This is a genomic window from Paenibacillus durus, from assembly GCF_000756615.1.
Classification (GTDB): domain Bacteria; phylum Bacillota; class Bacilli; order Paenibacillales; family Paenibacillaceae; genus Paenibacillus_AQ; species Paenibacillus_AQ durus.
On record NZ_CP009288.1, the window covers coordinates 486369 to 501776 of the forward strand.

The following is a 15408-nucleotide window of genomic DNA, read 5'->3' on the forward strand; positions in this document are numbered from 1 at the left end:
CGCCCGGCTAATTAGCGAATGGATCGATAAATGCAAGCGGCTTTCGAGCTTTTAACATCTAGAACTAGCCCTTGCATTTCGAAGTAACGGCGGACTTTTCATCATGCATTCTCTACAACGGAGCATTCATTTCAATGTTTTGGGAGGGAACTGATCATGGCAAGTAAAGGTCACAACGAAGTCAAGGAAAGTCTGCGGGAAATGACACGTATTTTCCGACCCAAGGATCCCAAGAAATTCGTCAAAGATTATGTCCGTAAATACCGGATTACAGGAGGCTATGAGGAAGAACTCACCATGGTCGTAGAGCATGAGCTGGTAAAGTTAAATTCGTCAGTCTCTTAACTGTCTGTCTTTTCATCCGTAAGGATTTTATAAACCGTGATTTGCGATATCCGCAGAGAACGGTTTTTTTGTGCATTCTTGCATGTAATGGATTCAAACGATGAAAATTTGTCAAATGGATAATAGAGGGGGGATGTCATTGTAAGCGATTTATGTGCTTATTAATTATAATAGCGCTTTACGAAAGCGATTGCAAACGTTGATTTGACAAGCTTTTTTGACTTTGTGAAATAAATGTGAATGATTGACAAAACAGGGGTTGAAAATTATATTAATAGTGATTGTTATAATTGACAGCGCAGGGCATGTAATCGATGAAATCGGAAAAAGCGGGGTTGATCGATGATGAGAACGTGGCAGTCTGCAAGGCGGCTTCTTCCCCTGATCGCGGTTTTCGGAATGGTTCTCGCCGGCTGCGGCCGTGAAGACCTGTCGGTGCTTAGGCCGCAGGGTCCGGCTGCGGAAAGCTCGCTGGGACTGATGAAGCTCGCGATTTCCATCATGATTGTCGTACTGCTGATCGTATTTTCCATCGCGGCTTACGTGATGATCCGCTTCCGAAGGAAGCCGGGACAGAATGGAATTCCAGAGCAGACCCATGGCAGCTTCAAGCTGGAAGTGCTCTGGACGGTAATTCCGCTCATTCTCGTTATCGTGCTGGCGGTTCCGACGGTGAGGACGGTGTTCGCCCTGGGGGACAATCATTCAGGCGACAAGAACGCGATCAAAGTCAAAGTGACCGGCCACCAATACTGGTGGGAATTTGAATACCCTGATTACGGCATCAAGACGGCGCAGGATCTCATTATTCCCGCCGGCAAGGACATTGCCTTTGAACTGACGACAAATGATGTGCTGCACTCCTTCTGGGTACCTTCACTTTCCGGCAAAATAGACACCAACCCGACCGGAGCGACCAACCGATTCAGCTTCAGTGCGCCGAAGGAGGGCGTGTTCCGTGGCAAATGCGCCGAGCTGTGCGGACCTTCTCACGGATTCATGGAATTTAAAGTGAAAGCGGTTAGCAATGATGAATTTAATCAGTGGATAGAGGCGCAAAAAGCACCTGCGGTGCTTCCCGAAGATCCGGCGCTTGCTAAGACCTTTAAGGAGCAGTGCCTGAAGTGCCACGCGGTCGGCGATCAGGGTCTGTCGGTGGGACCGAACCTGACCGGCATCGGCTCCCGTGAATCGGTGGCCGGTATTCTGCTCAATGATGATACCCGCCAGGACGGCGCTCCCGTGGAGGAGAATTTGAAGACGTGGCTGCATGACACGCAAGGCGTAAAGCCGGGTAATCTAATGCCCGACCCCAAACAGGATATGGGCCTGAGTGACGACGAAATCGACCGGATCGCCGAATATCTGGCCGGCTATAAATTGAACTAGTTACGGCAGCCCATACGGAAGCGGATCACTGAAAAGGGGGTACGAACCTTGGCTCAAGCAGCGCATACCTTGAAATCTCCGAAGCCTGCCGCGCACGGCGTCAAGCGGTATACCGGGCTGATGGACTGGATTATGACCGTCGATCATAAAAAAATCGCCATTCTGTACCTGTGGGCGGGAGGATTATTTTTTGGCATCGGCGGGATTGAAGCGCTCCTGATCCGGTGGCAGCTCATTAAGCCCATGAATGATTTTGTCGACGCCCAGACCTTCAACGAACTGATTACGATGCACGGCACCACGATGATCTTTCTCGGCGTCATGCCGATTATCTTCGCGCTGATGAACGCGGTCATTCCGCTGCAGATCGGAGCGCGCGACGTTGCCTTCCCCTTTCTGAATGCGCTCGGCTTCTGGACGTTCCTGTTCGGCGGCCTGCTGCTTAACCTCAGCTGGATGATGGGCGGCGCGCCCGACGCGGGCTGGACGTCATACACGCCTCTGTCCGGTACCGCTTACAGTGGAACGCACGGCGTCGATTTTTACACAATTGGCCTGCAAATCGCTGGCCTGGGCACCCTGATCGGCGGCATTAACTTCTTGGCGACCATCATTACGATGCGCGCGCCGGGCATGTCATTTATGCGGATGCCGATGTTCGCCTGGACGACGTTTATCACATCCGCCATTATTCTGTTCGCTTTTCCCGCAATCACCGTCGGCCTTGTGCTGCTGACCTTCGACCGGATTCTCGGCGCGAATTTCTTTGTGCCTGGAGGGGGCGGAAGCCCCGTGCTCTGGCAGCATATCTTCTGGATCTTCGGCCATCCCGAGGTGTATATTCTGATTCTGCCAGCCTTCGGCATCATCTCCGAGGTTATTCCGACCTTTGCGCGCAAGCGGCTGTTCGGCTACAGCTCCATGGTGTTCGCAACCATCCTGATCGCGTTCCTCGGCTTCATGGTCTGGGCGCATCATATGTTCACGACCGGTCTCGGCCCTGTTGCGAACGCTCTCTTCGCTGTATCGACGATGCTGATCGCGGTCCCGACGGGAATCAAAATCTTCAACTGGCTGTTTACATTATGGGGCGGTTCGGTGCGCTTTGCTACGCCCAACCTGTTCGCCTCCGGCTTCATTCCGACATTCACCATGGGCGGCGTAACCGGCGTAATGCTAGCATCCGCGCCCGCGGATTTCCAGTTCCATGATACGTACTTCGTCGTGGCGCATTTCCACTACGTGATCGTCGGGGGGCTGGTGATGGGCCTGTTCGCGGGTCTGCACTACTGGTGGCCCAAAATGTTCGGCCGCATGCTGAGTGAAACTTTGGGCAAATGGACCTTCTGGACGTTCATCACCGGATTTCACCTGACCTTCTTCGTTCAGCATTTCCTCGGGCTGATGGGCATGCAGCGCCGGGTGTTCACCTATCTGCCGAATCAGCATTTCGATCTGCTCAATCTGGTCAGTACGATCGGGGCCGGGCTGATGGGTGCCGGCATGCTGCTCTTTCTGGCCAATGTCTGGATTACTTCAAGAAAGCCGATGGACGCTGGCGGCGATCCCTGGGAAGACGGCCGCACGCTTGAATGGAGCATCCCGTCGCCGCCGCCGGAATACAATTTCAAGCAGACGCCGCTTGTGCGCGGCCTTGATGCTTTCTGGAAGGAAAAGATGGCGGGGAACAAGGGGATGACCCCGGCCGAGCCCATTGGATCGATTCATATGCCTTCGGCGACGCCGCTGCCGTTCATCATGTCGGTGGGGATCTTTATCGCCGGTCTCGGGTTTATGTTCAGCCGGGACCAATTCGTCAGCGGGTTCGTCAGCTTTTTGTTCAACAACTATATTGTGACCGCTCTCGGTCTGCTCATTACTTTCGGAGCCATGCTGGTGCGTTCGCTGTACGACGATCATGGTTGGCATATTGAGCCGGAAGAGCTGGAAGGAAGGTGAACCGGAAATGACAACGACGCATGCAGAATCGGTCCACAGCGGGCTGCCCCATGAACCGGAAAAAGCGACCGCCGAAGGCCGAAACAAAGTGCTGGCCTTTTGGCTGTTTCTCGGCGGCGAGGCCGTGCTGTTCGGCACTTTGTTCGCCACCTTCCTGGCGCTGCGGAATCAGACGAATGAAGGTCCGGCAGCTAATGATCTGTTTCATCTGCCGCTTGTTGCGGCGGCGACCTTCCTTCTGCTCGTCAGCAGCCTGACCAGCGTCTTCGCCATTCAGGCGATGCACCGGAACCGCCCGGCGCTGCTCCGGAATTGGCTGCTTATTACCGTGGTGCTGGGACTGGGCTTTCTCGGACTGGAAATTTATGAATTCAGCGAGTATGTAAGGCATGAAGAGTTCGGTATGACGACAAGCGCGTTCAGTTCGGCGTTCTATACGCTGGTCGGCTTCCACGGCGCGCATGTCGCGTTCGGCATTTTGTGGATCTCATTGCTGATCGGACAGCTGGCCTATAAAGGGCTGACCGCAGTAACCGCGCCGAAGATTTATGTATCCGCCATGTACTGGCATTTTATCGACGTGGTATGGGTCTTCATCTTTACGGTTGTCTATCTGCTCGGAAAGGTGGGCTAGGATATGGCCGCTGAACAGCATACCCGGGACCATGGCGTGAAGCGCCGCCACCGTCAGGAGGGCCCGCAGAAGCATATTTTGATATTCATCCTTTCGGCTGTGCTGACGCTTATCGCTTTTGCGGCGGTGGCGGCCGGAGAGGTCAATGTGGCCTTTGCAGTCATTTTGCTGCTGGTCATGGCCGTCATTCAGGTCTTTGTGCAGCTGGGCTACTGGATGCATTTGAAGGATAAGGGGCATATGATGCCGATCATTTTCATTCTGGGCGGTTTCCTGATCGCCGGAACCTGTATCATCATGGCTATGTACTGGGTTTGGTGGGAATGAAGGGGGATTGGCGGGCGAAGGAGCCGGCTCTTTTTTTCGGAGTGCAGCTCTGTCCGGGCTCTGCCGTCAAAGGAGTTAAACAAGCTTGCGAAAACAATAGGCGGGGCACGGAAAAGTGCATTTCGTAACCAGAGCTTAGAGGCTTTGCTGAGTCCGCAGGAGCCGGCAGTGGCCGGCAGGGGCCATAGTTCGGGAAAGCCTGAGCGATGACGATGACGATGACGCGATACGTGAAAACTGTTGCCCGGTTCGGCTGAACTGGAAATTCTCCGTCTTAATTGAGGTCGACGGAGCTGGGATTTTGGATTATAGCGGAAAACCTCCGGTTTATTTCACTGGAAATCGAAGGTTTGGCCGTTTTCGCTTGAATGAGAGGGAGGAATTCCCGTTTAATAGCGGAAATCGTTCGAGAAGGCGAAATAAGCAGGAGGTTTTCCCTGATATTCGAAAGTAGCTTGGGGAATGAGGTCGGCAGCTACGACAGAGGTAGCAGGTATGCTGCGAATACGGGGAGTCGTGGCAGAGGTGGCGGGTATGCTGCGAATACGGCGTACGGCGGTAGAGTTAGGCGGGCGTATATGGGGAGCGGCGGCAGAGGTAGCGGGTATGCAGTCAATGAGGGAGTGGGTGTGCTACGGATTCGGCGAGCGGCGGCAGAGGTAAGTGAGGACGCTGCGCATACGAGGGGGCGGTAGAGGTAAGCTGGTGTGGTGCGCATACGGGGAGTTGTGGCAGAGGTAGCGGGTATGCAGTCAATGAGGGAGTGGGTGTGCTGCGGATTCGGCGAGCGGCGGCAGAGGTAAGTGAGGACGCTGCGCATAGCTGCGCATACGAGGGGGCGGCAGAGGTAAGCTGGTGTGGTGCGCATACGGGGAGTCGTGGTAGAGGTAGCGGGTATGCAGTCGATGAGGGAATGGGTGTGCTGCGGATTCGGCGAGCGGCGGCAGAGGCGGCGATTATGAAGCGAATAAGAGGGAGCGTCGAGGTAAGTGGATATGCTGCGTATTCGGCGAGCGCCCACTAAGCCATGTACTGGCTTCGGGTATCCGCCAGCGCCGGGACAGGCGAATCATTGACGTACATCCTAACGCGGGGAGGCTTGAACGATGCTCGGACTGAACGTGTTCAGCTTGGCCGATGTATGGAGCCCGTTGTTTCTGGCGGCGGTGCTGGTTGCGGTCTCCGGTTATTTTGTGCTGATCGGACCGTTGGCTGGCCGACTCGGGATGACGGCCCCAGCGACTATAAGGCAGCGGATCTTCTTCGTCGCCGGGATGGCGGCGCTTTATTTGGCCCAGGGCGGGCCGGTCAGTCTGCTGGGCCATCTGATGTTCTCTTTTCATATGCTCAGCATGGCGCTCTCCTATTACGTTAGCGTCCCGCTCATTATGCTCGGTATTCCGGCGGAGATGTGGCGGGCGGCGCTGCGAATCAATCCCTTCCGCCGCCTGTCCTTTCTGGCCCATCCGGTCACGGCGGCGGTGCTGTTCAACGGCCTGTTCTCTCTGTACCATATTCCGGCGGTCCATGACTATGTGATGCTGCATTTTGCCGTTCACCGGCTGTATTACTTTATTTTGTTCGCCGCTTCGGCCTTGATGTGGTGGACGCTGATCCATCCGCTGCCGGAGCGTGACCGCTGGGGCGGCCTGGCCAAGGTGGGATTTATCTTCCTTAATATGGTGCTGCTGACGCCCGCGTGCGGGCTGATTATTTTTGCGGGCGAGCCGCTTTATGCCACGTACAGCGACCCGAGCGCCTGGGCCAGAGCGATGGGCTACTGCGTTTCGGGCGGAAGCGCGGAGCTGCTGCGTTCTTTTGGCGGACCGGCTTTCTTTGAAGTGATGTCCCCGAGAGTGGACCAGCAGGTCGGCGGTATCGGGATGAAGTTCATTCAGGAAGTTATTTTTGCCTCCATGCTTGCTTCTGTCTTCTATCACTGGTATAAAAAAGAGAACGGGCAGGACGGCGACGAGGAGCTTCCGGAGTTTTCCGGGGTGAAAGCGGCGAACTGACCTGTGCATCTGCCGGTGAGGTCTAGGAGGACGAACATGGATATATTCACAGTGTTTCCAACGATCAGCACATCGTTCATCGTCATCAGCGCGGTGCTTGTGGCAATCGGCTGGGGACTCATCATTAAAGGCAAACGCGAGGCGCATAAGAAGACGATGATTGCCGCCGCGATTTTTGCGGTGCTGTTCTTTCTTGTGTATGCGTCGAGAACGGTATTTGTGGGCAATACGTCATGGGGCGGGCCGGAGAGCCTGTCGGGGCTGTACCATGTGTTTCTTATTTTTCACATTGTGCTTGCAACCGTCGCTGCCGTATTCGGCATTACGACGCTGACGCTGGGCTTCAAGGAGAAATACGCCAAGCACCGCAGGTGGGGAAGAGTCACCTCTGTGATCTGGTTCATCACGGCCATAACGGGCGTGGCAGTGTATGTGCTGCTGTATTTGATGTACCCGGGCGGGCATACGAAGCCGGTGTGGGAAGTGATTTTGGGCGCGTAAAGGCGTCCCGCGGGGAAAGCTGTCCAAGAAGAAGAGGGTGTCTTAGAAGCCGTGTGAATGGCAGCTAAGGCACCCTTTTGATTGGTGGCTTATACCTTGAATTTGTTGACCATTCCAATGAGCTCTTCGGACATCTTGGCGAGCGCCGAGGCGGAGCTGGTGATTTCCTCCATCGTGGCGAGTTGCTCCTGGCTGGCGGCGGAGACGCTTTCTGTGCCTGCGGCAGTGTTGTCGGCCACAGCTGAGATATGCTCGAAGGTGGAGACCAGCTGCTGCGTGCTCTTCGAAATATCCTGTGAGGTATCTGTTACTTTAGCCATCTGCACCGCAACACCCTGGATGGACGAATAGATCGTGTCAAAAGAATTGCCCGCCGCGAGCACCGCATCCATGCCGGAACTTACAACGTGGGTACCGACTGCCACTTTCTGCACGGTGGTCATGGTGTGTTCTTGAATGTTCTCAACCAGACCGGCAATATTCTGCGCAGAAGCGGCGGATTGCTCTGCAAGCTTGCGGACTTCCGCCGCGACCACAGCGAAGCCGCGGCCAGCGTCCCCGGCCCGGGCCGCTTCAATCGCGGCATTCAGGGCAAGCAGGTTTGTTTTGCCTGCAATTTCAGAGATTACGTTAACCAACTGGTTGATATCCTGAGAGCGCTCACCCAGAACTGTGACCTCGCGAGAGATGTCGCTCACCGTTTCTTCGATGTTGCGCATGGTTTCAATGGCAGTGCGGATACTCAGACTTCCTTCCTGGGCGAGATGTGAAGAGCTATCCGCCTCTTTAGACACGGCTTTGGCTTCGGTGGACAGCATCTCGGCTTCTTCCGACATATAATGGATGGCCTTGAGTCCGTCCCTGACCGTGCTGAGCTGTCGTTCAGCCCCGGTCGTAACATCTCCCGTAATCTCCACGACTTGCTCTGTCGCCTTGGTGGTCTGCTCGGCCCCGGCCGTCAGCTCCTGGGAGGCTGCCGCTACCTGCTCGGCATTAATGCCGACTTCCTGAATGAGCCGGCGCAGATGGTCGACCATGATATTGAAGGAAGCCGCCAATGTGCCGATTTCATCCTTTCTGGAAATCTTGAACTGCTGCATCGTCAGATCGCCGCCGGAGATGACCTTTGCAGCGTTGGAAAGCAATAGCACCGGTCTCGAAATCGACCGGCTGATCCAGAGGGCTACGGTTAACCCGATGATGATAGCCAGCACAGAAATCGCCAGCGAAAGCTTCTGGGTAGCCGCAGTCTGTGTTTCTGCGTTGGCAATTCCCTCCTTCAGCAGGCTCTCTTGAATACCCGTCAATTTCTGGGCTGCTTCATAGAATTTCTTGGAGATGGGCTCAATATTTGTTGAGCCGATTGCCATATAATCGGCTGTCTTGTTCTGCGCTTTCAGATCAAGCATTTGCTCAGCGTAGTTGGTGTACTGAATCTGCAGCAGGTTTAGGCCTTGCAGCAGCAGCCACTCATCGGGATCATTAATAATGGCCTCAAGCTGATGGCTAAGCTTCTTGTAACGGGCAATTGCGGCCGTATATTGTTCCAGAGATGCCTCGTCCGCGTACAACAAGTAGGAGTTCGTCGCTATTTTCTCATCATTGATCGCAATACTCAGGTCTTTAATCAGGCTGACGGCAGTGGAACGCCCGTCTATTAATTGTTTGTAGGTGCTCTCGATGCTGTTCATCTGGAAAAAGTTGATCGTTCCTACGACCACCAGAAAAATGAGTATCAGTGAAAAGCTGCCCAGCAGCTTTGATTTGATAGAATGCAGGATTGTCATCGCTTCACCTCCTTAGGAATTCATTTCTGCAAGCGTTGCCGTTGCCTCTTTGCGGAACTGCTGCGAGGCTGCCTCCGGCGTCTTCAGTCCATCGTTGACTTGTTTGCCGAGGCGAAGCAGCAGGTTGTTTACCTTGCTGGCTCCGCGCGGAGGCGGAGGATCAATCGGCTTGTTGTGGTTCGAGACGTACTCGATATAGTTGTACTGCTCTTTACCGCTTTCGTTCGCTTGTTCCGATAACAGCTTCCGAATTTTTCCGGCAATCGGCACCCCACGCTCTCCTTGCAGAATTTCGTTTGCCGCAGTGTCATTGGTGAAGAAATCGATGAACTCGGCAGCGGCTTCCTTATGCTTGCTGTAGGACGAAATGGAGAAGAATTGCGACGGTTTCAGATAATTCCCTTCCTCTCCGCCTTGCAGGGTCGGCATTGGCATCATGCGGATCGTGCTTCCCTTAAGCTGGTTATAAAGAATGATCCGGTTGCTCGTAATCGGGCTAAAAGCGGAATCGCCTTTAACGATCAACGAATCCTTCTCTTCCTTAGTACCGGAAAAACCCATTATGCCTTCGTTCACCAGTGTCTTTTGCAGTGTGAAAAAATCAGTCAGATCCTGGTCGTTCTCATATCCCAGCGCTTTGCCGTCGGTGCTGAACAGCGTCGCTCCTTTTTGCCGGATGTAATAGCTGAAGTCCAGCGTCTCCGCATCCAGCGGATAGAAATCTTCGCCAAGCTCGGCTTTGAGCTGTTTGCCTATCTCAATCAATTGATCATAGGTGATTTCCTGCCCGGGTCCTTTGATGCCCGTCTGCTGGAATACCTTGGGATCATAAATCAATGCAGGTGCGTTAACGCCGAGTGAAATACCGTACAGCGCATTGTTGATTTTGCCTGGATCGGCGTACACGCTGTCCACATCGCTCAAATTGATCGTACCCTTCTTCACAAAAGCATCCAGTGGTTCAAGCAGCTTGCGCATGGAATAATCGGCAATCATACTGTAGTCCATCTGAAGCACGTCAGGAAAATCCTGGTCTGCCGCTTTCATGGCCAATTGATCCCAATACCCCGATAACGGTACGGTGGAGCCTTCGATTTTAATTTCGGGATGCTGCTCTTCGAACAGCTTGATGACCGCTTCTGTTCTTTTCTGCCGATCTTCCGACCCCCACCAGAAGACTTTCAGTGTGATGCTGGTATCCTCCGTCTTGTGTTCTTCAACGGTTTTGTTGGAACATCCTGCGACAATTAAAGCCAGGCTAGCCAAAATCATTATGAAGATGCGTGTCCATGCATACTTCTTCACCCGTTTACCCCCCAAAAAGATAAATGACAAACTGTTATATATATCGGAATCCGCCAGGCTAAATTGTATCAAGCATAATTTGGAAAATGGCGATGGAGGATATCATGACGTGCATGGCCGTGTACACTGTGAAGGGAAGTGAGAGGTTCAGTGTTCAGGCGGATTTTACTCGTAGAGAGTAGGGGCTCAGTGCGGTAAAAGCAGGGCGGCCCGCCGCCGGTTAAACACCGGGAGCAGGCCGCCGAATGATGTCATATGAGGTTAATCCGAGTGTTCAATTACTAACCAGCTTACGGTACCTATATATATCGCCGCCAGATTTACTAACATGATAAAACGGCTCAAAGCCTCTTTTTATTAATTCTTCATCGGCTTCTCTTTTCCTATTATCTTCCCCGATGCAATCAATAATGTAACCACCGTTCTTAACAACTCTTGACAGTTCAGCAATCTCAAGGTCATAATTGTCGCCCACTACATGCCCCGACATAACAATATCGAAGGAATTATCCTCATAAGGGATTTGCTCGATCGTGCCATCTACGACTACAACATTATTAATATTCTCACGTTTGATTTTATCCCGCATGTACTCCCTCAGCATATCGGTAGGTTCGCTTGCATAAACACGCTTCGCCTTTTCTGCTGCGGCAAAAGCAAGCCTTCCTGTACCGCTTCCCAGATCGAGAACTACCTTGTCCGTAAAATCTGCAAGTTCAAATAGTAACTGTTTGTCCCAGTCGTAAATATAATCGCAATTTTGGTTCATAATGCCGGGATAAACATAAACGACCGAAGTTTCCATTGCGTGAATTACAAATACCTCTGCTTTTCGAATTTCATGAGGTGTAAGATTTTTGGGCGCCTTTGCAATCATTTGTTCAATCGAAGGCTTGCTTTCAGGACTTTTATGAGCAAAGTACCACGCTACTGAGGGGTTATATGCTAAAGCTATGCCCAAGTTATCGCAAAACTCATCCCATCCAACATACTTGTTGCATATCATTCGAACAATCCATCTGTCCATTAATAAAAAGCTGTTAAAAGAAAACTCCTCTGCGTTGATCCAGTTAAATGACATAGTAAACTAATCCTCCATTTTTTGGGAGAGTTAAAGTATAGTCACCCTCCAAGAAATTATGCGAGCGGACAATTTTGTATTTATCATCTGACATCATCCTTTCATCAGTATTTAATGGAGCTGGAAAATAACTAAAAATCAAGAAAAAGTTGTTCACTATGATTATAAATGGCACAAATTTTATTATCAATGAAAGTTCTTTTATAACTATGCTGCCCGTTAACGTAATAAAGGTGCCGATAATTATCTTCTGGAGAATTTATAGAGAAGGTGTCCCTTTGGGCTCGCTTCGTTTGTGAACAAGAGGCGGAAGACGCCGTTCAGGACATTCTGGTCAAGGCATTTGAGAAAATCAACATGTACAAGCCGACTGTCAGTTTCTCCTCTTGGCTGTATAAAATGGCTTATCATCACTGCCTGAACTTGATCCACCGAAAGAAATTGCAACAAAAATTTAAGGTCGGTCTGTTCACCCCAAACATGACCACTGACAGCGCTGCACAGGTTATAGAGCGTCAACTTTTCAGTGAACCGCTCAGCCGGGCGCTGGACAAACTGACAGCGGAGGAGCGGACCCTGCTGGTGCTGCGAATTTTTGAGGAAAAGTCTTTTGATGAGATCGGTGAAATAATGAACAAAAGCCAGGAAGCAGTCAAGAAAAAATACGGCAGAACGAAAACAAAGCTCAAAAAAATAATGGACCATATGAAGGAGGAAGAAAAATGCGTGAGTTACAACACACTCTTCAAGACAAAAGCCTGAAAAAATGGATTTGCTTCCGGAAAAAGCGTTAAGAATCCAAGCTTTTGATGTCACGGACAAAGTTATGGACCAGGTCTATCAGAAGGGACAACGAAAAGCAGGATTGACTGCCAAGATGCGCCTGCGGCCAGGTATCTCCGCCCCCGTTATGATCACGTTCTTTGTTTTGAGTGCCTCTGTGACCGGATACGCGGCTTCGAAATACCTTGAATTCCGCAACAGCAAGGGCGATGTCGTATTAAATACGGCTAAAGCTGAGGAACCAACGGATTTCTCTAAACAATATACACAATTGTATTGGATGTACAGCCAGCAGGTAAAAGACCGGCTTCAGCCGGGAGTATGCCGCCTATTACGTTAAGGATGATTTTTTTAATAACGCAGATCAGTGGCATCCGGTCAAATTCGAATACAAATGGGTTGAATTCTCAAGCTTCAGCAGCCTGCAGGATGAAATCAAACGAACGCAGGCGCCGCTCTTGAATAATCCTTCTCATCTGCCGGATGGCTACCACTTTGATTACGGATATGTATCTCCTGCTTATGGCATCATTTTCCCTGGACCTCTGAAAAATGCGGAGTACCGTACTTTAGCGGATGAACTCATCCGGAAATCCGAATCCGCTCCAGCAAGTGAAAAGCTGTTTATGAAGAAGCTGAACTGGAAGAAGGCGGACTTCACTTTAGCCCGATATGCAAAAGGGAAGGACTATGTGAATATTGCCGTCAGAACAGTCAACCCGGATTCCAAGCTGACGACTGTCATCCAGAATGATCAAAGTACGGCTGAAAAGCTGACGATTAAGGGAACCGAAGTATTTTACATCAACTCGAGTGAGACCAACCAGTCCACAAATGCACGCAAAAACTGGCTTGGATGGAAAGATGACAACAATCATTTACTCTACGAAATTTATGATAACCAGGATAGTCAGCTGTCCAAGCAGGACCTGGTAAAAATTGCTGAGGATGTACTCACATCCCATTGATCCAGCCTGAATGAGCGGGTCGAGGAACCAAATTTGGACCAAACCGAACATATTTCAAAATTGAAGCCTCGGAAGGCTTCTTTTTTGTGGGCAGTATTTTTTGACCGTATCCCCTTGACGTTGGAAAAATAAGGACATATACTGTGTATATAGATATATACAGTAAGCACACGTAATCAACATTTAAAGCGAGGTTAACCTTAATGCAAACACTCAAAGATTCGTGGTTTATGATACGGGGGGATTACCGAGGGGATAAGCTGAGGATTCTGTTTCAGCTGCTGTTCTCCATCGTCTTCATGGGCTATCTCGGCGGGCTGACGGGCATGGTCATCAATGACTCCATCGGTAATCATGAAAGAAAGGTGATCGCCGATTATTTGCTGCTTGCTTTGACACCGTTGCTCGGATTCACGTACTGCCGGCAGCACGCGATGAAATACTGGAGCGGAGATACGTATACGAAAATGCTGGCTTACCACTCAAGCCTGCCGATTCCAGCGAGCGTCATCCTATGTAAAAGAAAGCTGCAGTCCCTTACTTCATTCGGATTGAACGGAGTGCTGTTCTTCGGACTGGTGTACGCCATCAGCAATCATCTCAGGGACGATCTTTCGCCGCTCGGTTATATCGTTTTTGCCTTAACCTGGATTGGTTTCGGGTTTCTGCTGACAGGGCTGTACATTTTCATTGAATTCTCGTGCAGCGGCAGAACGTATTTCTGGTTTATTATGCTGATGATGCTGCTCGCGTTCGGGACGGCCATGCTGGTAAAGTGGGCGGGCGGGAATCTGCTGTTATACAGCTTCGCCTGCTCGAAAGAATGGGGACTGCTGTCACCCCTGATGTGGGGCACGCTGCTGGCGGGAACGCTCTCCGTACAACTGTTCTCCAAATGGACCATTCACAAGTTGAAGAGCCGTGATCTTGCATGATAAGGGCGGCTTGCAGGCGGAAGGCGGTGTAAGCGGTGTGGATACCGATTCAAATTGATGAAAAAAGCGCGGAGCCGCTGTACCACCAGATTGAAACGCAGCTCAGGTCACTGATTATCAGCGGCAATCTCATAGAAGGAACGCTGCTGCCTTCCATCCGGGAATTCGCCGGGGATTTGAAATGCAGCGTGATTACGGTTCGCCGGGTGTATCAGGACCTGGAGGGAGAAGGGCTGCTGCGGACGAAGCAGGGAACGGGAACCTTTGTCTCCCATGTCGGAGACGGGGCGAGGGAAGAATACAGGCGGGCGACGGTCCGCAAGGCGCTGGAAGCGGCGGTGGATGCCGGGCGCTCGGTACAGTTCGGCGAGGCGGAACTGAGTGCGCTTTTTCGGGAGATTGTGAAGCTTAAATACGGAGAAGAGGACGTAAAGGGGGAGTAAGCCTGTGGCGCAAATGGTGGTTGAACTGCGGAATGTCAGCAAAAAACGGAAGAGCAAAACGATAGGTCCGCTTGATCTGACGCTGCCAGAGGGACATATTATCGCGCTGGTGGGACAGAATGGCTCCGGCAAAAGCACGCTGCTGCACATGCTGATGAAGCTTGCGTATCCGGACGAAGGGACTATTCTCTGGTTCGGCGGTAGCTTTGATGGAGGCCTGCCGCTGGAAGTCCGCCGGACCATCGCCTATGTGGCTGAAGCTCCGGCTCACGAAGAGGACCACTGGACGCCGGAAGAGGCCGCCTCTTTCCGCAGCCACTGGTATCCGGAGTGGGACGGCGGCTTTTTCCAGGAAATGCTGGATAAATTCGAGGTACCGCGAGGGTCTAGGCTCGGTAAAATGTCCAAAGGCGAGCGCCGGAAGTTCGAGATCGCGGCCGCGCTGGCCGCCGGGCCGAAGCTGCTGCTGCTCGACGAGCCTTCATCGGGGCTGGACCCTTTTGCCTGGAAAATAATGATTGAGACGTTCCAGCGCTACATGGATGAACGGCAGGCAACGATCATCATTTCTACGCATATTGTTGAAGAAGTGCGCCGGCTGGCCGATTATATCGTCCTTCTGCATCATGGGAAGCTGCTCGGCATGGCGGAGAAAGACAGCCTGCTTGGCATGTGGAACGAAGTGTGGGTAGATGCGAAGGACGAAGAAGAACTGGCGGAGCTTGCGGCTGAGCTGCCGGAGGCGCTGGAACTGAGTATGCAGGCTCCCGGCATGGCGTCGATGATTACCTCCCGTTTGCCGGATTTAGAGAAACGCTTCGCACATCTGGGCGTAAAGAAGATCAAGAGCCGCAGTCTGGATTTGGAGGAGATTTTGAGCTTGTGGACCATGGGACACCGTCCCGATCTTGTCGATCTAAGGAGAGGAGACTAGAG

The 15408-nt window shown here is 51.9% G+C and carries 18 protein-coding genes; 15 read left to right on the forward strand and 3 right to left on the reverse strand.

Going from position 1 to position 15408, the window contains the following annotated elements; genetic code table 11:
• The first annotated feature begins 156 nt into the window (after nt 1-156).
• From PDUR_RS02280 to PDUR_RS02320, 9 genes are all read left to right on the forward strand, one after another.
• Nucleotides 157-345: a hypothetical protein gene (locus PDUR_RS02280; protein ID WP_025691166.1), complete on the forward strand. Its 189-nt coding sequence runs from the start codon at nt 157-159 to the stop codon at nt 343-345.
• A gap of 342 nt (nt 346-687) precedes the next feature.
• Entirely contained in the window at nt 688-1734 is a 1047-nt protein-coding gene (gene coxB / locus PDUR_RS02285) for a cytochrome c oxidase subunit II (RefSeq protein ID WP_042204912.1), read from the forward strand.
• 120 nt (nt 1735-1854) lie between these two features.
• Nucleotides 1855-3693: a cytochrome c oxidase subunit I gene (ctaD, locus tag PDUR_RS02290; RefSeq protein ID WP_042208980.1), complete on the forward strand. Its 1839-nt coding sequence runs from the start codon at nt 1855-1857 to the stop codon at nt 3691-3693.
• A gap of 7 nt (nt 3694-3700) precedes the next feature.
• Nucleotides 3701-4327 carry a cytochrome (ubi)quinol oxidase subunit III gene (locus PDUR_RS02295; protein WP_042204913.1) on the forward strand — a complete coding sequence of 209 codons (627 nt, stop codon included), beginning with the start codon at nt 3701-3703 and terminating at the stop codon, nt 4325-4327.
• 3 nt (nt 4328-4330) lie between these two features.
• On the forward strand, nt 4331-4654 hold the full coding sequence (locus PDUR_RS02300) for a cytochrome C oxidase subunit IV family protein (protein WP_042204914.1): 324 nt from the start codon (nt 4331-4333) through the stop codon (nt 4652-4654).
• Nucleotides 4655-5149: 495 nt separating this feature from the next.
• The gene (locus tag PDUR_RS02305) at nt 5150-5317 is read left to right on the forward strand and encodes a hypothetical protein (protein WP_156130246.1); all 168 of its coding nucleotides are present in this window, start codon (nt 5150-5152) and stop codon (nt 5315-5317) included.
• A 106-nt stretch (nt 5318-5423) separates the two neighbouring features.
• Nucleotides 5424-5678, forward strand: coding sequence for a hypothetical protein (locus PDUR_RS02310; protein WP_042204916.1), 255 nt, complete (start codon nt 5424-5426; stop codon nt 5676-5678).
• 82 nt (nt 5679-5760) lie between these two features.
• A complete protein-coding gene (ctaG, locus tag PDUR_RS02315; protein WP_042204917.1) occupies nt 5761-6669 on the forward strand; it encodes a cytochrome c oxidase assembly factor CtaG in 909 nt (302 codons plus the stop codon).
• Between the two features lie 36 nt (nt 6670-6705).
• Nucleotides 6706-7170, forward strand: coding sequence for a DUF420 domain-containing protein (locus PDUR_RS02320; protein ID WP_042204918.1), 465 nt, complete (start codon nt 6706-6708; stop codon nt 7168-7170).
• Nucleotides 7171-7259: 89 nt separating this feature from the next.
• Here PDUR_RS02320 and PDUR_RS02325 read toward each other — a convergent pair whose 3' ends face one another.
• The 3 genes from PDUR_RS02325 to PDUR_RS02335 form a co-directional block, all read right to left on the reverse strand.
• A complete protein-coding gene (locus tag PDUR_RS02325; RefSeq protein ID WP_042204919.1) occupies nt 7260-8957 on the reverse strand; it encodes a methyl-accepting chemotaxis protein in 1698 nt (565 codons plus the stop codon).
• Between the two features lie 12 nt (nt 8958-8969).
• Entirely contained in the window at nt 8970-10262 is a 1293-nt protein-coding gene (locus PDUR_RS02330; RefSeq protein WP_052409938.1) for an ABC transporter substrate-binding protein, read from the reverse strand.
• Nucleotides 10263-10536: 274 nt separating this feature from the next.
• Nucleotides 10537-11343, reverse strand: a complete 807-nt coding sequence (locus PDUR_RS02335; RefSeq protein ID WP_042204920.1) for a class I SAM-dependent methyltransferase — start codon at nt 11341-11343, stop codon at nt 10537-10539.
• Between the two features lie 270 nt (nt 11344-11613).
• Between PDUR_RS02335 and PDUR_RS02340 the strand changes: the two genes are divergently transcribed.
• The 6 genes from PDUR_RS02340 (at nt 11614) to PDUR_RS02360 (ending at nt 15406) form a co-directional block, all read left to right on the forward strand.
• Nucleotides 11614-12105 carry an RNA polymerase sigma factor gene (locus PDUR_RS02340; protein WP_233277463.1) on the forward strand — a complete coding sequence of 164 codons (492 nt, stop codon included), beginning with the start codon at nt 11614-11616 and terminating at the stop codon, nt 12103-12105.
• Between the two features lie 4 nt (nt 12106-12109).
• Nucleotides 12110-12466: a hypothetical protein gene (locus PDUR_RS29620; protein ID WP_233277464.1), complete on the forward strand. Its 357-nt coding sequence runs from the start codon at nt 12110-12112 to the stop codon at nt 12464-12466.
• A 118-nt stretch (nt 12467-12584) separates the two neighbouring features.
• Nucleotides 12585-13094 carry a DUF4367 domain-containing protein gene (locus PDUR_RS29625; protein WP_233277465.1) on the forward strand — a complete coding sequence of 170 codons (510 nt, stop codon included), beginning with the start codon at nt 12585-12587 and terminating at the stop codon, nt 13092-13094.
• Nucleotides 13095-13297: 203 nt separating this feature from the next.
• Nucleotides 13298-14029, forward strand: a complete 732-nt coding sequence (locus PDUR_RS02350) for a hypothetical protein (RefSeq protein ID WP_042204921.1) — start codon at nt 13298-13300, stop codon at nt 14027-14029.
• Between the two features lie 35 nt (nt 14030-14064).
• Complete coding sequence (locus PDUR_RS02355) at nt 14065-14472, forward strand: GntR family transcriptional regulator (RefSeq protein ID WP_042204922.1); 408 nt, start codon at nt 14065-14067, stop codon at nt 14470-14472.
• Between the two features lie 13 nt (nt 14473-14485).
• Nucleotides 14486-15406 (forward strand): ABC transporter ATP-binding protein, encoded by a 921-nt coding sequence (locus PDUR_RS02360; RefSeq protein WP_042208983.1) that lies wholly within the window; start codon nt 14486-14488, stop codon nt 15404-15406.
• Nucleotides 15407-15408 lie beyond the last annotated feature (2 nt).